Raw genomic sequence first — 15,917 nt, 5'->3', positions numbered from 1 at the left:
CCCAGACGAGTCGTACGACGAGGGGAAACGATGAGCGGCGGGGTCAAGCGGCGGGACTTCCTGGTGGGCACGGCGGTGGGGGCGGGAGCGTTGGCACTTCCGACGGGCACGGCGACGGCCGACGTCGAACCGGCGGGCGGACTGCGGGTCGAGTCGACGACGGTCGAGTACGCGGAGACGCTGCTGGGCACGGACGTCGCGAAGCCGCGGCTGTCGTGGGTGCTGGCGGCGGACGGTGAGGGAGGCGCGCAGACCGCGTACCAGGTGAAGGTGGAAGGGGTGTGGGACACCGGCAAGGTGGTGTCCGACCGGAGCGTCGGGATCGTCTACGACGGTCCCGCGCTGAGCCCCCACACCCGGTACACCTGGCGGGTCCGGGTGTGGGACCAGCGGGGGCGGGCGTCGGCCTGGAGCGCGGCGAAGTGGTGGGAGACGGCGTTCCTCGGGACGGCGTGGACCGCGAAGTGGATCGGCGCCGCGCCGCCGGTCGCCGGGTTGTCGTTCGACCCGGCGTCGTGGATCTGGTCACCCGGCGGCACCCCGTCCGGGGCCGTGCCCGGTCCGCGCTGGTTCCGCGCGGGCCTGGACGTGCCGTCGGACGTCACGCGGGCACGGGTGATCGCCACGGCCGACGACGACTTCACCCTGTTCCTGAACGGGCAGCAGGTGCTGTCCTCGCCGGAGCAGGTCGACGGCTGGAAGCTCGGCAAGTCCGCCGACGTCACCGCCCGGGTGCGCGCCGCCGGTGGCCGGGTCGTGCTCGCGGCGCTCGCCACCAACCGCGGCAACGTCTCGGTCAACCCCGGCGGCCTGCTCGTGCGGCTGGTGGTCGAATCCGGCTCAGGACAACGGGAACTGGTCACCGGGACCGGGTGGAAGGTCGCCGAGACCGAGCAGGACGGCTGGCAGCAGAAGGGGTTCGACGACTCGGCGTGGGTCGCGGCGACCGTGCTCGCGCCGTACGGCCAGGGCCCGTGGGGACGTGGCGTCAGCCTGGTCGTGGAACCCCCGGCACCGGTGCTGCGCAAGGAGTTCACCCTCGCCAAGCCGGTCAAGAGCGCCCGGCTGCACATCGCCGGTCTGGCCTACTACGACGCCCAGCTCAACGGCGGCAAGGTCGGCGACCGGGTGCTGGACCCCGGCTTCACCGACTACGAGGAGACCGTCCTCTACGCCACCCACGACGTCACCGCGCAGCTCGCGAAGGGCGCGAACACCCTGGACGTGGTGCTGGGCCGCGGTTTCTACGGCATGACCACGCCGAACGTGTGGCGCTGGGAACAGGCGTACTGGCACGCCGAGCCGAAGCTGCTGGCACAGCTCGAGGTCACGCACACCGACGGCTCGCGCACCACCGTGGCCACCGACGCGGGCTGGCGGGTCGCGGAAAGCCGGACCGTCACGAACTCCCTGTACGCGGGGGAGTCCTACGACGCCCGCCGGGCCGTCGAGGGCTGGAGCGAGCCGACGCTGGTCGCCGCCCCGACCGGGACCCTGCGGGCCCAGCAGCACGAGCCGATCCGCGTGGTGGAGACCGTGCGCGCCACCGCCGTCACCGAACTGCGGGCCGGCGTCTACGTGGTGGACCTCGGTCGGACGATGGCGGGCTGGTCGCGGATCACCGTCACCGCGCCAGCGGGCACGGTGGTCCGGCTGGCCCACGGTGAACGCCTCAACGCCGACGGCAGCGTCCTCAACACCAACGGCCACGTGCCGGGACGCCACCAGGTCGACGAGTACACCTGCTCGGGCCAGGGCGCCGAGACGTGGGAACCCCGCTTCTCCTACAAGGGTTTCCGCTACGTCCAGGTCACCGGGTTCCCGGCGAAGCCGGGACTGGACGACGTGGTCGGCCGGGTCGTGCACAGCGACGTCCCGGAGACCGGGACGTTCCGCTGCTCCAAGCCGTTCTTCGAGCAGCTCGACCGCGCGATGAAGCGGACCCTGCTCAACAACCTGCACGGCATCCCCACCGACACCCCGATGTACGAGAAGAACGGCTGGACCGGTGACGCGCAGCTCGGCGCCCCGGTGATGGCGTACGCGTTCGGCGTGCAGCGGTTCCTGAGCAAGTGGATCGGCGACCTCGCCGACAGCCAGACCGGTCCGGGCGCGCTGCCGGTGATCGTGCCCAGCGGCGGCTGGGGCTACCAGGAGGCCGCGCCCGCGCCGGAGTGGACGACGGTGTACCCGTTCCTGGTCCGCGAGATGTACCGGGTCTACGGCGACGAACGCCTGGCGGCCGACCACTGGTCGACGTTGACGAAGTACCTGGACTGGGAGATCGGCCGCCTGCAAGGAGGTCTGGCCTCCACCGCGCTCGGCGACTACCTGCCGCCGGGCTACGGCGGCAACCCGCCGGAGGACACGCGGCTCACCGCGACCGCGTACCTGCACCGGGCCCTGATCGCCACGGCGGAACTCGGCGACCTGCTGGGGCACGCCGACGTCTCGGCCCGCTACCGCACGACGGCGAACGCCTGCCGCGACGCGCTGAACGCGAAGTTCCTGGTCGACGGGCACTACCGCAGCCCGCAGGACCCGGACTTCCGCCAGACGTCGCAGGCGATCCCGCTGATGTTCGGCCTCGTCCCGGCCGGTCAGGTGTCGTCGGTCGTGGCGGCGCTGGTCGCGGACGTCCGGCGGCGCGGCGACCACCTGAACACCGGGGCGCTGGGCACCAGCGTGCTGCTCAGGGTGTTGACGCAGCAGGGTTTCCCCGACGTGGCGCACGCGCTCGCGGTGCAGCGCAGCTTCCCGAGCTGGGGTTACTGGTTCGACAACGGCGCCGACACGATGTGGGAGATGTGGCCCGCGGACTCGCGGTCGCGCGACCACTACTTCCAGGGCACGGTCGTGCAGTGGCTGTACGAGAACGTGGCAGGCCTGCGTCCCGGTGACGCCGGGTACAAGACGTTCGTCGTGCGGCCCGACGCGCGGGTCGGCGTGACCTGGGCGCAGACGTCGATCCGCACCGTGCGCGGCACCGCCTCGGTCGGCTGGTCGCTGGTCGGCACGGCGGTGCAGCTCACCGTGGAGGTCCCCGTCGGGTCGACCGCGGAGGTGCACGTCCCGGCCGCGTCGCGCGAGGCCGTCACCGCCCCGACCGGCGCGGAGTTCGTGCGCGCCGAGCCGGGGTACGTGGTGCACCGCGTGCCGTTCGGGACCTGGAGGTTCGCCGGACGGCAGTGAATCGTTCCAGCAGAATCGTCGTCCGACGAATAGGATCGCGCGATGGCGCCGAGCATCAAGGACGTGGCGGAACGTGCCGGGGTCTCCCTCGGCACGGTCTCCAACGTGCTCAACCGGCCGGACAAGGTCTCCGAGGCCACCAGGGAGGTCGTCCTCGCGGCGATCGCGGAACTGGGTTTCGTGCGCAACTCCCAGGCCGCGCAGTTGCGCGCGGGCACCAGCCGGTCGCTGGGCCTGATCGTGCTCGACCTGGCCAACCCGTTCTTCCACGACATCGCCAGGGGCATAGAGGACGTGGCCACCGAACTGGGCTACGCGCTGGTGCTGTGCAACTCCGACGAGCAGGCCGCCCGCGAGGACCGGTACCTGCAACTGCTGGAGGAGCAGCGGGTCAGGGGCATGCTGATCACCCCGGTCGGGCCGATGTCCGAACGGCTCGACGCGCTGCGCCGCCGCGGCACGCCGACCGTGCTGGTCGACCGGCACGACCCGCGGGTGGACTGCTGCTCGGTCGCCGTGGACGACGTGGCGGGCGGTGAGCTGGCGGGGGAGCACCTGGTCGGCGCGGGGCACCGCCGGATCGCCTACGTCACCGGGCCGTTGTCGTTGCGGCAGTGCAAGGACCGGCTCACCGGGCTGCGCCGCGCGGTGGCGGGCCTCGACGTGACGATCGACGTGATCGAGGTGCCCGCGCTCAAGGCGCGCCACGGGTACGAGGCCGCGCGCGAGCTGTTCGACGGCGGCGGGCGGCCGACGGCGGTGTTCTGCGCCAACGACCTGCTGGCGCTGGGCGTGCTGCGCGCGGCCGTGAGCACCGGCCGCCGGGTGCCGGAGGACATCGCGCTGCTGGGCTACGACGACATCGAGTTCGCCGCCGACGCGGCCGTGCCGCTGTCGTCGGTCCGCCAGCCGACCCTCCACATCGGACGGACGGCGGCGCGGCTGCTCGTGGAGGAGTGCGACCACCCCGAGTCGCACTCCCACCAGCAGATCATGTTCCGACCGGAGTTGGTCGTCCGCGAGTCGACCAGGGTCGCCTAGGCGGCCGAGGTGGTGGGCCGCTCCTCCGGGAAGTGCGGGCGCAGCGAGTTCGCCAGGACGCGGTCGAGCACCCGGTCCGGGAGGACGCGCGACAGGCGGGTGAGCACGGCCGCGTCCCGGCCGATGGTGTAGCGGGCGCGGGGCCTGCGCGCCGTCACGGCGTCGGCGATGACGAGGCCCGCGGCGTCGGCGGGCAGTCCCGAGGCGGTGAACCCAGTGGCCTGGTTGATGATGGCTCGCATCAGCCCGCCGTAGCGCCCGCGCTCGGTCGGCGACAGCGCGGCGATGGTGTCGTTCGCCCGCTCGATGCCGTGGCCGGTCATCTCGGTGCGGACACCGCCGGGTTCGACGACCACCACCTGCACGCCGTGCGGTGCGAGTTCCCGGCGCAGGGCGTCGCTCATCGCCTCCATCGCGAACTTGGCGCCCGCGTACGCCCCGTAGGTCGGCATCGCCACCTTGCCGCCGACGGAGCTGATGTTCACCACCCGGCCGGAACTGGCGTGCAGCGCGGGCAGGACGGCCTTGGTGACCGCGACGTGCCCGAAGAAGTTCACCTCGAACTGGTGCCGCCACTCGGCCATCGACAGCACCTCGACCGGCGCGTTGATGGCGATGCCCGCGTTGTTGACCACGGCGCGCAGCGGTCGCCGCGCCGGGTCGTCGGCGACGCGGCGGCCGACGGCCTCGACCTGTCCCGGATCGGTGATGTCGAGGAGGACCGGCTCCACGTTCGGGGCGCGCAGCGCGTCGGCGTCGGTCTCCCGCCGGACGCCCGCGAGCACGTGGAACCCGCGGCGGGCCAGCTCGCGGGCGGTGGCGGCGCCCATCCCGGTGGAGGCGCCGCTGATGAGGACCAGCTCTTCATGTGACGTTGTCATATGAACGAGGCTAGCACTTCACCTGACAGCGTCAAGTGAGTGGGATGACAATGTCAGGTAGGTTGTGCGCATGGTCAGCAGGGTGGAGAGCGCCGCGGCGACGCGGCGCGCGTTGGTCGACGCCGCGGCCGAACTGCTCGACGAGGGCGGCCCCGACGCCGTGACGCTGCGCGCGGTGGGCGCTCGCGCGGGCGTGTCGCGCAGCGCGCCCTACGGCCACTTCCCGGACAAGGACCACCTGCTCGCCGCGGTCGCGGCCCAGAACTGGGACGCGGTCGGCGAGCGGCTCGACGAGCTGATCGCGGACGGGCGCAGGTCGCCGTCGGAGCGCCTGGAACGGGCGCTGGCGGAACTCATGGCGGTCGGCCGGGGACACCCGCACGCCTACGCGCTGATGTTCACGGCGCCGACCGCCGAGCACGCCGACGCCGTGGCCGCTGTGTCGCGCACGCACGACCAGTTCCTGGCCATCGTCGCGGACGTCCTCGGCGACGGCGGCGACGCCCGGCCGATCGGCGCGCTGCTGATGACGAGCGTGCACGGCATCATCACCATGGCCAACAGCGGTCACCTCACCGCCGAGAAGTGGCACACGACGGCCGACGAGCTGCTCGGGACGCTGATCGCCCGCGTCACCCGGACAGCGGGTCCCGCGGGCTGATCGGCTGGTGCGGTGACCGGTCTACGGCGCCGTGTTGAGCTTCCCGGCCAGCGGCAGGTCACCCGCCGACGGACCCGCCAGCAGCGTGATCGTGCCGCTCGCCCGCCGCCACGCGCGGTCGGGCACCGACCACCGCCGCAGCGCCTCCGCCTCGATCGGCACCCGCACCCACACGGCCTCGCCGGGAGCGGCGTGCACGGTGGTGTAGCCGACGAGCCGCCGGTCCTCGCCCTCGGCCTGGTAGACCTGCACGACCTCGCGGCCCTCGCGCGTCCCGGTGTTGCGGACCCGCACCCGCACGTCGAACCCGGACCCGGCGTCCACGTTGTCCCGCGCGGAGAGCCCCTCGTACGTCCACGTCGTGTAGCCCAGGCCGTGGCCGAACCAGTACGCGGGCGCCACCGGGTGGACCGCCCACGCCCGGTAGCCGATGAGCGGACCCTCGGTGTAGGGCAGCACGCCGTCGACCGGGGTCGTGTCCAGCACCGGCACGTCCGCCGTGCGCGCCGCCCACGTCGTCGGCAGCCGCCCGCCGGGTTCCGCCGCGCCGAACAGCACGTCGGCCAGTCCGTCACCCGCCTCCTGGCCGGGGAACCACGTGACCAGCACGGCGGCCACCTCGTGGCGCCACGGCAGCTCCACCGGACCGCCCGCGTTGACGACCACGACCGTGCGTGGGTTCACCGCGGCGACCGCGCGCACCAGCTCGTCCTGCCTGCCGGGCAGCGCCAGCGTCGTGCGGTCGAAGCCCTCGCTCTCGATCTCGTCCGTCGTGCCGACCACGACGACCGCCACGTCCGACGTCCGCGCGAGGGCCACGGCCGCCGCCAGCTCGGCGTCCTCGTCCACCCTCGGCGGGTCGGCGGCCAGCGCCACCGCGTTGCCCTCGCCGGGCGTCAGCCACCGCCGGGCGCGCACCAGCACCTCGCGGCCCTCCCGCACGGGCCGCACGGCCTCGCGGAACGACGGCGCGACGTGCACGTAGGTCGGGTCGTCCGACTCTGGCACCACCAGCTCGTCCACGAGCACGTGACCGTCGACCTCCAGCAGCACCCGGCCGAGACCGACCACGGCGAACCGCCAGTCACCGGACGACGGCGGGCGCAGCAGCGCGCTGACCTCCACGGAGTCGGCCTCGACGTCGATGGACGGGTCCAGGATCCGGCCGCTGAGCCGGTGCTCGGCGTGGATCACCTCGCCGTCGGCGTCCAGGTACCGCACGAGCACGCCGGGTTCGCCGGTGACCGGGTCGCTGGTGTGCTCGGGCTTGAGGGGCGTCGGGCGGGTGTGCAGGACCGCGCCCGCGCGGTGCACCACCTCGGCCCTGCCCGCGAGCGCGGACCGGATGCCGTCGACGGGGGACACCACGGCCGCCGGGAACACCCCGGCGCTGCCGCCGCCCTGCACCCGCGCGTCCACGGCGTTCGGGCCGAGCACGGCCACGCGGGTCAGCGCCGCGGGGTCCAGCGGCAGCAGAGAGGAGCTGTTGCGCAGCAACACCGATCCCGCCGCCACGGCCCGCCGCAGCCTGCCGCGCGCCTCGTCCGGGGTGATGCGCGGCGGGGGAATCGACGCAGCAGGGGAGAGAGCCCCGACCCGCTGGGCCAGCAGCAGGATCCGCCGCAGCCGGTCGTCGATCTCCGACTCGCGCACCCGGCCCCGGCGCACGGCCTCCTCCAGCGGCTCGGCGCGCAGCTCGTGCGGGCCGGGCATGGCGAGGTCCGTGGTCGACTCGACCGAGCGCACCGCGCCCCAGTCCGACACCACGACGCCGTCGAAGCCCCACTCGCCGCGCAGCGGCTCGTCCAGCAGCGGGCTGTCCGACATCGACGTGCCGTTCACGCCGTTGTAGGCCGACATGACGACCCACGCGCCCGCGCGCACGGCGGCCTCGAACGGCGCCAGGTACACCTCGCGCAGCGTGGCCTCGTCGACGCGGGCGTCCAGCGTCAGCCGTTCGGTCTCGGACTCGTTGGCCACGTAGTGCTTCGGGGTCGCCGCGACACCGCCGGACTGCACGCCGCGGACGTAGGCGGCGCCGATCCGCGAGGTCAGCAGCGGGTCCTCGGAGAAGCACTCGAAGTGCCTGCCGCCCAACGGGGAGCGGTGCAGGTTGAGGTTCGGCGCGAGCAGCACGTCCACGCCCTTGCGCCGGGCCTCGGCCGCCAGCAGCCTGCCCAGCCCGCTCACCACGTCGACGTCCCAGGTCGCCGCCATGGCCGTCGGCGACGGCAGGGTCAGCGCCGTGTCGCGCTCGTCCCAGCGCTCGCCGCGCACGCCGACCGGGCCGTCGGAGAACACGATCGCGCGCAGCCCGATGGACTCCTCGGCCTGGCCGCGGAACGTGCCGCCGCCGGACAGCAGGCGGATCTTCTCCGCCAGCGTGAGCCGCGCGAGGAGCACGTCGAGGTCGGTGCCGGGTCTCTGCGTGGTCGTCATGGGGCGATCACTCCTGGAGTCATTGGAGAGCGCTCTCCGACTGGGGACACCCTCGCGTGTCGGTGTCGGGCGTGTCAAGTGATGCCCACTACCTGGTCTTCACGGTGGGTGCGGGAACGAATTCCACCCTTCCCGGACAGGAATGACGACGGCCGGGGGAAACGCCTTGGAGAGCGCTCTCCAAGGCGTCGGGAAAGCCGTGCCGGTGCTACCGGTGGGAGCACCGGGTGTCGGCGTTCGGGCGCCGGCTCGACCGGTTCGTGACCTGGAGAGCGCTCTCCGCTGTGTTATAAAGCGTTCATGAGCGCAGCGTCCCAGGCACGTCCTCCCACGTTGGAGGACGTGGCACGGGTGGCAGGGGTGTCACGGGCGACGGTGTCGCGCGTGATCAACACGACCCGCAACGTCGACCCGGTCATCCAGGAGACCGTGCGGCGGGCCATCGCCAAGACCGGCTACACGCCCAACACGGCGGCGCGCTCACTGGTCACCCGCCGCACCGGCACGATCGCGCTGGTCGTCTCCGGCGCGGGCGACTTCGGCGGCGACATCCTGGTCGACCCGTTCTTCGGCCGGGTCGCCAGCGGCATCATCAGCGCGCTGCGACCGCGCGGCATCTACCCGCTGCTGATGTTCGCCGACACGCCCGAGACCCGCGCGCACGTGGTCGACCACCTGCGGCAGGGCAACGCCGACGGCGCGCTCGTCGTCGCCATCCACTCCGCCGACCCGCTGCCCGCGATGCTCGTCGCCGCCAACGTGCCCTCGGTCCTGTTCGCCCGCCCGACCAGGCCGCTGCCGATCAGCTTCGTCGACCTGGCCCACCGCGAAGGCGGGCGGCTCGCCGTCGACCACCTCGTCGCCCGCGGCTGCCGCCGCGTCGCGACCATCTCCGGCCCGCTCGACGTGCCCGCCAGCCAGGAGCGCCTGGCCGGGTTCCGCGAGGCCTGGGTGGGCCACGGGAATCCCGAGGCGCCGTTCGTGGAGGGCAACTTCACCCTGGACAGCGGCGAGCGCGCCATGGAACGCCTGCTCGCCGAGCACCCCGACGTCGACGGCGTGTTCGCCGCCAACGACCTGATGGCCTCGGGCGCCCTGCACGTGCTGCGCGACCACGGCCGCCGCGTGCCCGACGACGTCGCCGTCATCGGCTTCGACGACAGCAGTGCCGCCACCGCCAGCCGCCCCGCCCTCACCACCGTCCGCCAGCCCGTGGAGGACATGGCGGCCGAGATGGCGAGCCTGCTGCTCGACCGCATCGGCAGGCAGGACCGCCGCGTCACGTCCGTGGTGTTCGAACCGACGCTGGTGGTCCGCCAGTCGGCGTGACCGGCGGCAGGAGGGGCTGGACCGGCTGAACAACACCACTCGGGTGGGCGACGTGCGTTGCGTTCACCGGCGGGTCGAACCACAGTGCCTGACCATGAAGCCGCTTCTGCGACACCGGATCGACGCGACGTTCGCCCACTACGACGTCGACGGCAACGGCGTGATCGAACTCGCCGACTTCTACGCGCTCGCCAACCGCCTGCTCAAGGCCTTCGGCGAACCCGCCTCCTCGGAGCGCGGGCGAGAACTGGTCGAGGCCTACGACGGGTTCTGGGACACCCTGGTCGAGCACTGCGACGCCGACCGCGACGGCCTGATCTCGCCGCGGGAGTACCAGGAGGCGATGGTCGTGGCGTTCGCCGACGGCGGCGCGTTCGACGTGGTGTTCCCCGAGGTCGTGGCGTCGCTGCTGGCCATCGCGGACACCAACGGCGATGGCCGGGTCGACGCGGCGGAGTTCGGCGTGCTGCTGAAGGCGCGCGGGCTGAGCGAGGCCGAGTGCGGGCTGGCGTTCACGCACCTCGACACCGACGGCGACGGCGCGGTCAGCGTGCGGGAGTACGTCGCGGCGGTGAAGGACTACTACACCAACTCGTCGCAGGACACACCCGGTAGCTGGCTCTACCCGGCGTCGCTGCAACCGGCCTGACCGCACCGGTGGGGACGGGCGCCGCTCGCCGTCGTGCGACGGTGCCGACCGCGATCGGCCCGCCCGGCACCGGGTGATCCGCTACGAGCGGCCGACCTCGAGCGCGGTGAGCCAGTACTCGGTGCCGGGGGCCTCCTCCACCGCGAACCGGGCGTTCGGCACGTAGAGCCGGTCGCCGTGGCGGGCGACCGCGGTCGGCACGTCGAAGTCGCCCGAGGTCAGCGTGTTCACGACCGCGCCGCTGGTGCCGGTCCGGTCGAGGTGGACGGCGGCGATCGCGTTGATGGCGTTCTGCACGGCGTACAGGGTGCGGCCCTCGCGGAGCAGGCCGTCGGGGTGGGTGAAGGACCGGCCTCCGAGGTCGACCTTGGTCGCCTGGCCGTTCTCCTCGACGCGGTAGAGGTCGCCGGTGGTGGAGTTCACGACCAGCAGGGCCCGGCCGTCGGGGGTGGTCGTGATGCCGTTGGCGTTGTACTCCGTCGTCTCCACCCACTCGCCGCGCAGCGGGACGTGCTCGACCTGGCCGTCCCGGACCCGGTGGAGGGTGTCGTGGACCGAGTCGGTGAACACCGCCCCGCGCTCGGTCAGGAGCACGTCGTTGACGAACGCCGGTGTGCCCTTCGGGACCAGTTGGTAGGAGGCCACCACCGCGCCGGTGCGCAGGTCGACCACGCGCGCGTCGCCGGACACTCCGCCCGCGACGTACAGCCAATGGGTGCGGCTGTCGATCGCCAGCCCGAGCGACTGCGTCCCCGGACCTCGGCTGATCACCCGGCCCTCGCCGGTGGCGAGGTCGAGCGCGTAGATGTCGCCGTTGGCGCGGGAGCCGAGGTAGGCGGTCCCGCCGTCGATCGCGATGGACTCGGGCGGGAAGCCGTCGGGCAGGTCGACGTGGGTGGAGACCTCGCCGCCGTGGTGACCACGCCCGGCCCCGGCCGAGGCAGGGGAGAGGGAGGAGGCCGCGAGCACGGCGGCCGTGGTGATGGCGGCGGCACCGAGGGCGGCGCGGCGGAGCGGTGTGGTCAAGGTGGAGCCTTTCGGATGAGGTGCTCCGTGACGGTGGTGTCCGTCCGCCTGCGGGCGGGAGCACGTGGTCGAGCGTGCCGATCGGCGACCCGGTCCGCCAACGCGGATCGGGCATGCGGGCCATGCGCGTGACGCATGGCGGTCCCGGCTCGCGGATGCTCGACGGGGCAGGGCGGCAGCGGGACACTTGGTCGGTGGCGGCGGTTCCGCGCGGCGTGGTGGTGGTCGGACCGCGGAGGAGCGGGGAATCGGCCGAGGTCGTGATGACTTGCCCAGGGCGCAACTTCGTCACCCTGAGGATCACCACCGACGACGGTCTCACCGGGTGGGGCGACGCCACCGTGAACGGGCGCGAGCCTGCGGCGGTGCGCGCCGAGTTCGGGCCGGAACTGCCGCTGCTGCACCCGTCCGACGCGCCGGGGCTCGGCGTGGAGGTCGACCAGGGGGTGGCGGCGCGGTTCCCGTACCGCGCCGCCTACCTGCCGGTGAACCGCCTGGCCGATCGGACCCCGCACGACTGGTGAGCTCCGCCGGTCAGGACAGGTCGGACAGGTCGAGGACGAAGCGGTAGCGGACGTCTCCCCGTTCGAGGCGGTCGAGGGCCTCCACCACGCGGGCGGACGGCAGGACCTCGACGTCGGCGGTGATGCCGTGTGCGGCGCAGAAGTCGAGCATGGCGGCGGTCGCGGGACGGCCCCCGCTGCCCGCCGAGCTGAGCTTCTTGCGGCCGACGAGCAGGTCCATCGCCTCGACGGTGATGGTGCCGAGGTGACCCAGGTGGCTGAGCGTGCCGTCCACGGCGACCAGCCGCAGGTACGGGCCGACGTCGTGGGGGACCGGGATGGTGTCGATCAGGACGTCGAACCGGTCGCGGGCGGCGGCCATCGCGTCGGGGTCGCCGGAGTCGACGAGGTCGTAGGCGCCGAGCTTGACCGCCTCGCCCGCGCGGTCCGCCGACCGGCTGACGACCGTGACCTCAGCCCCGAGAGCGTTGGCGAACTTCACCGCGAGGTGGCCCAACCCGCCGAGGCCGCTCACCGCGACGCGGCTGCCCGGTCCGACGCCGAGCGCGCGCAGCGGCTCCCACACGGTGATCCCGGCGCACATCAGGGACGCGGCTGCGGCCGGGTCCAGCCCGGCGGGCAGGGGGTAGGCGAACCCCTCCCGGACGACGTGCTCGCGGGAGAAGCCGCCCAGCGTCGTGGTCCCGTCGTGGCGGTCGGTGCCGCCGTAGGTCAGGGTCGGGAACTCGCGGCAGAAGTTCTCCTGCCCCGCCGCGCACATCACGCACACGCCGCAAGAGTCGACGATGTTGCCGACGGCGACGGGATCGCCGACGCGGAAACGGGTCACGTCCGGGCCGGTCTCGGTGACCACGCCGGTGAACTCGTGGCCCGGTACGAGCACGTCGTCGCCGTCGTGCGCGCGGACGGCGTGCAGGTCGGTGTGGCAGACGCCGCAGAAGTCCACGCGCACCGCGATGTCGTCGCGACGCAGGTCGCGGCGGGGGATCGACACCCGCCGCAACTCGGTCGTGCCGTGGGCCTGCCAGCCGGTGGTGCTCCTCATGACGCTCCTTAAACAGACTGTTCGGTTTGTTTCGAGGCTAGGCCGGTGTCCCCGATAAAGCAAACCGACTGTTCTGTCTGTAGGCTTGGACCATGTCCGACCAGCAGTTGACCGCTCGCGGAGCGGCCACGCGGCAGCGCATCATCGACGTCGCCACCCGCGAGTTCGCCGAGCACGGCATCGCCGGGGCCCGCGTCGAGCGGGTCGTCGCCGCGGCGAACACGAACAAGGCCCAGCTCTACGCCTACTTCGGCAACAAGGAAGGGCTGTTCGACGCGATCTTCTTCGGCTCCCTGGAGCGGATCGTGAACGTCGTCCCGATCGACGCCACCGACCTGGCGGACTGGGCCGTGCGGCTCTACGACGAGTACCTCCAGCGCCCCGACCTCATCCGGCTCGCGACGTGGGCCCGCCTGGAGCGGCGGTCCAGCGGTCACCTCGTCGAGGACGCCGACCGCCTCGACGACGGCAAGCTGCGGGCCATCGCCGAGGCCCAGGCCGCGGGCGTGATCCGCGACGGCGACCCGTTCGACCTGATGGCCGTGGTCATCGCCCTGTCGATGGCCTGGTCCCCGGTCAGCAACGTCTACGCGGCCACCGCAGACGAACCCGCCGAGGTCCACGACCGCCGCCGGGCACTGCTGCACGACAGCGTTCGCCGCGCGGTGGCGCCCACCGCGTGAGTCGAGGGGTGTCACGGGCGTGCGCGGGCGAGGTGTGCCACCGATCGACCCGCCACGTGAGACCGGCGCCTAGCCCGTTCGAGTGGTTGCCCTGTCTGCCGGTGGCATGTTCCCGCCGGATCCCCGGCACCACGCGTCGGAGTTGTTCGCGATATCGGCTCCCGCCCCGGTCCCGTCTCACAACGACGTCACACGAACAGCCTCGAACCATTCAGTCGAGTGCTGCTCTGGACGGCTCAGTCGCCCTTGAGCGCTATATCACGGGTTCTGTTGCGATTATGATTCGTCGATTTGACTATATGTTAACCGGAGCCGCTGAAACTTCTACGCCTATCAGGTGGTCGGTCAGCGGGTGATATACCGATTGTAATCCCCTTCCCAGTAGGCCGTTAATTCGGTAGAGGTTGACCGGAACAGCTTTGGTGAATCCCTGACAGGTTCGACGGGTGAACGGGGACCTCAGCGTGCCGAAGATCATCCACCAGCTTTCGCTCAATGAAAACTTCGCCCCTCCACTGCCCGGAGTCAGGGAAGCCGTGATCGACGCCGCCGATCACCCCCACTTGACCCTGGACGCGCTCGCCGGTGGACTCACCGCCGCGCTCGCGGTCCACCTCGGAGTACCCGCCTCCGACGTGATGGTAGGAGCGGGCTCCGGTGCGGTGCTCCAGCAGTTGCTCACCGGGATAGCCGGGCCGGGCGCCGAGGTCGTGCACGCCTCGCCCTCGTTCTGGGGGTACGGGCCGCTCGTGCGCAACACCGGTGCCACGCCGATCGAGCTGCCGCTGGAAGACGGCTACGGCACGGACGTCGACGCGATGGCCGCCGCGGTGACGTCGCGCACCAAGGCCGTCCTGTTGTGCAACCCGAACAACCCCACCGGCGCCGTGCTCGGCCACTCCGAGGTGCGGCGGCTGCTCGACGCGCTGCCACCGGACGTGCTGCTGATCGTGGACGAGGCGTACCGCGAGTTCTGCGACCCCGGCGAGATCGCCGACGCGCTGGCGCTGTACCGGGAGGACCCCCGCGTCGTGGTGGTCCGCACGTTCTCCAAGTCGCACGGGCTGCTGGGCCTGCGCGTGGGCTACCTCGTGGCGGCGGAGCAGGTCGTCACGCCGCTGCGCGGCACCGCGCCGTTCTTCCGCGTCAGCACGGTCGCGCAGGCCGCGGCCATCGCCGCGCTGGCCGCCGAGGAGGAGATGCGCGCGCGGTGCGCGGCGGTGTGCGCTGAGCGGGAGAGGCTGCGGGCCGCACTGGTGGACCACGGGTTGTCGGTGCCGCCGAGCGCGGGCAACTACCTGTGGCTTCCGCTGGGTACCGAAGGCCGCCCGCTGGTGGAGTTCCTGTCCGGGCACGGGATCGCGGTCAGCGAGGTGGACGGCCTCGGCATCCGGGTGACCGTGGGGACGCGGGAGGCCAACGACGCGGTGATCGCCCTGGTCGCGCAGTACACCCGCAAGGGCTTCTCCGCCGCCGCGGAGGCGGTCGTGGCCCGGCTGCGCGAGGCGCTGCACGGCGAGTGGCCCGCGCGGCACGACCCGGTGCTCGACATCGCCCGCTACGCGCTGCTCGCGCCGGGCAAGATGCTGCGGCCACTGCTGCTCACCGCCGCGGCGGGCGCGGTGGGCGGGGACGTGGAACGGGTCGTGCCCGCCGCGCTCGCCGTGGAATACCTGCACGTCGGATCGCTGGTTCACGACGACGTGATCGACGACGACGAGACCCGTCGGGGCAGGCCTTCGGTGCAGCACCGCTTCGGTGTGTCCGACGCCATCGTCACCGGTGACGCGTTGATGCTGCGGACGTTCGGCTCGGTGGCGGAGAGCGTGGAACGCGGTGTGCCGGAGGCGGCCGCGTTGGAGGCGGTGCGCGCGATCTCCGACGCCGGGGTGGACGTGTGTCGCGGCCAGGCGTTGGAGGGTGTGATGACCGCCGACCCCTCGCGTCCGCTGTCGGAGCACCTGGAGGTGATGGCGCTCAAGACCGGGGCGCTGTTCCGCGGCGCGTGCCGGGCGGGCGCGGTCCTCGGTGGCGCGGAGCCGGCCGCGGTCGACGCGCTCGGCCAGTTCGCCGAGCACCTCGGCCTCGCGTTCCAGATGTACGACGACCTGCTGCCCTACCTGGCCGACCCCGCCGTCACCGGCAAGTCCGGGTTGAGCGACCTGCGCAACCAGCGGCCCACCTACCCGGTGCTGCTCGCCCACGAGACGGGCACGGCGGAGCAGCGCGCGAGGGTGGTCAGCGCGTTGAGCGGCGAACTGGCGCCGGATGAGGCGTTCGCGACGCTTCGGGACGTGTTCGACGAGGCGGGAGTGCTGAAACGGGGGCTGGAACACGCCGAGGCCGAGATCGCACTCGCGAAGTCCTACCTGGTCGACCTGCTCCCCAACGAGTACACCGCGATGCTCGCGGAGGTCGCGGACATGTCGGTCGACCGGAGGCGGTAG

General features: G+C 72.5%; 12 protein-coding genes. 8 read left to right on the top strand and 4 right to left on the bottom strand.

What is annotated here, in order from left to right:
* The first annotated feature begins 30 nt into the window (after window positions 1-30).
* Window positions 31-3,192: a family 78 glycoside hydrolase catalytic domain gene (locus tag NZH93_RS34560; RefSeq protein WP_259627487.1), complete on the top strand. Its 3,162-nt coding sequence runs from the start codon at window positions 31-33 to the stop codon at window positions 3,190-3,192.
* Between the two features lie 42 nt (window positions 3,193-3,234).
* On the top strand, window positions 3,235-4,233 hold the full coding sequence (locus NZH93_RS34555) for a LacI family DNA-binding transcriptional regulator (protein WP_259627486.1): 999 nt from the start codon (window positions 3,235-3,237) through the stop codon (window positions 4,231-4,233).
* On the opposite strand, the gene NZH93_RS34550 is transcribed toward NZH93_RS34555, so the two are convergent.
* Window positions 4,230-5,114, bottom strand: coding sequence for an SDR family oxidoreductase (locus NZH93_RS34550; RefSeq protein ID WP_259627485.1), 885 nt, complete (start codon window positions 5,112-5,114; stop codon window positions 4,230-4,232). The two genes, NZH93_RS34555 and NZH93_RS34550, sit on opposite strands and share 4 nt — an antisense overlap.
* Before the next feature lie 70 nt (window positions 5,115-5,184).
* On the opposite strand from NZH93_RS34550, the gene NZH93_RS34545 reads away from it, so the two are divergent.
* The gene (locus NZH93_RS34545; RefSeq protein ID WP_259627484.1) at window positions 5,185-5,775 is read left to right on the top strand and encodes a TetR/AcrR family transcriptional regulator; all 591 of its coding nucleotides are present in this window, start codon (window positions 5,185-5,187) and stop codon (window positions 5,773-5,775) included.
* A 21-nt stretch (window positions 5,776-5,796) separates the two neighbouring features.
* Here NZH93_RS34545 and NZH93_RS34540 read toward each other — a convergent pair whose 3' ends face one another.
* Window positions 5,797-8,214: a glycoside hydrolase family 3 C-terminal domain-containing protein gene (locus tag NZH93_RS34540; protein WP_259627483.1), complete on the bottom strand. Its 2,418-nt coding sequence runs from the start codon at window positions 8,212-8,214 to the stop codon at window positions 5,797-5,799.
* Window positions 8,215-8,514: 300 nt separating this feature from the next.
* Here NZH93_RS34540 and NZH93_RS34535 point away from each other — a divergent pair, with 300 nt between their 5' ends.
* Window positions 8,515-9,543: a LacI family DNA-binding transcriptional regulator gene (locus tag NZH93_RS34535; protein ID WP_259627482.1), complete on the top strand. Its 1,029-nt coding sequence runs from the start codon at window positions 8,515-8,517 to the stop codon at window positions 9,541-9,543.
* Between the two features lie 94 nt (window positions 9,544-9,637).
* On the top strand, window positions 9,638-10,192 hold the full coding sequence (locus tag NZH93_RS34530) for an EF-hand domain-containing protein (protein WP_259627481.1): 555 nt from the start codon (window positions 9,638-9,640) through the stop codon (window positions 10,190-10,192).
* A gap of 81 nt (window positions 10,193-10,273) precedes the next feature.
* Here the strand turns inward: NZH93_RS34530 and NZH93_RS34525 are convergent, their stop codons facing one another.
* A complete protein-coding gene (locus tag NZH93_RS34525; protein ID WP_259627480.1) occupies window positions 10,274-11,218 on the bottom strand; it encodes an SMP-30/gluconolactonase/LRE family protein in 945 nt (314 codons plus the stop codon).
* A gap of 74 nt (window positions 11,219-11,292) precedes the next feature.
* On the opposite strand from NZH93_RS34525, the gene NZH93_RS50935 reads away from it, so the two are divergent.
* Window positions 11,293-11,742 (top strand): hypothetical protein, encoded by a 450-nt coding sequence (locus NZH93_RS50935; protein WP_308214271.1) that lies wholly within the window; start codon window positions 11,293-11,295, stop codon window positions 11,740-11,742.
* Between the two features lie 10 nt (window positions 11,743-11,752).
* Here the strand turns inward: NZH93_RS50935 and NZH93_RS34515 are convergent, their stop codons facing one another.
* Window positions 11,753-12,787, bottom strand: a complete 1,035-nt coding sequence (locus tag NZH93_RS34515; protein WP_259627479.1) for an NAD(P)-dependent alcohol dehydrogenase — start codon at window positions 12,785-12,787, stop codon at window positions 11,753-11,755.
* 92 nt (window positions 12,788-12,879) lie between these two features.
* Between NZH93_RS34515 and NZH93_RS34510 the strand changes: the two genes are divergently transcribed.
* Together NZH93_RS34510 and NZH93_RS34505 are read left to right on the top strand one after the other, a co-directional pair.
* Window positions 12,880-13,470, top strand: a complete 591-nt coding sequence (locus tag NZH93_RS34510) for a TetR/AcrR family transcriptional regulator (RefSeq protein WP_259627478.1) — start codon at window positions 12,880-12,882, stop codon at window positions 13,468-13,470.
* Between the two features lie 446 nt (window positions 13,471-13,916).
* Window positions 13,917-15,917: an aminotransferase class I/II-fold pyridoxal phosphate-dependent enzyme gene (locus NZH93_RS34505; RefSeq protein WP_259627477.1), complete on the top strand. Its 2,001-nt coding sequence runs from the start codon at window positions 13,917-13,919 to the stop codon at window positions 15,915-15,917.

It is taken from the genome of Umezawaea endophytica, from assembly GCF_025061645.1.
In the GTDB taxonomy this organism is placed as follows: Bacteria; Actinomycetota; Actinomycetes; order Mycobacteriales; family Pseudonocardiaceae; genus Umezawaea; species Umezawaea endophytica.
The sequence above is the reverse complement of the archived record's forward strand: the minus strand, read 5'-3'. Positions and strand labels throughout refer to the sequence as shown.

Excerpts from the sequence above, each read along its gene's own strand:
- NZH93_RS34560 (WP_259627487.1), top strand. The coding sequence starts at position 31 with ATGAGCGGCGGGGTCAAGCGGCGGGACTTCCTGGTGGGCACGGCGGTG.
- NZH93_RS34555 (WP_259627486.1), top strand. The coding sequence starts at position 3,235 with ATGGCGCCGAGCATCAAGGACGTGGCGGAACGTGCCGGGGTCTCCCTC.
- NZH93_RS34550 (WP_259627485.1), bottom strand. The coding sequence starts at position 5,114 with ATGACAACGTCACATGAAGAGCTGGTCCTCATCAGCGGCGCCTCCACC.
- NZH93_RS34545 (WP_259627484.1), top strand. The coding sequence starts at position 5,185 with ATGGTCAGCAGGGTGGAGAGCGCCGCGGCGACGCGGCGCGCGTTGGTC.
- NZH93_RS34540 (WP_259627483.1), bottom strand. The coding sequence starts at position 8,214 with ATGACGACCACGCAGAGACCCGGCACCGACCTCGACGTGCTCCTCGCG.
- NZH93_RS34535 (WP_259627482.1), top strand. The coding sequence starts at position 8,515 with ATGAGCGCAGCGTCCCAGGCACGTCCTCCCACGTTGGAGGACGTGGCA.
- NZH93_RS34530 (WP_259627481.1), top strand. The coding sequence starts at position 9,638 with ATGAAGCCGCTTCTGCGACACCGGATCGACGCGACGTTCGCCCACTAC.
- NZH93_RS34515 (WP_259627479.1), bottom strand. The coding sequence starts at position 12,787 with ATGAGGAGCACCACCGGCTGGCAGGCCCACGGCACGACCGAGTTGCGG.
- NZH93_RS34510 (WP_259627478.1), top strand. The coding sequence starts at position 12,880 with ATGTCCGACCAGCAGTTGACCGCTCGCGGAGCGGCCACGCGGCAGCGC.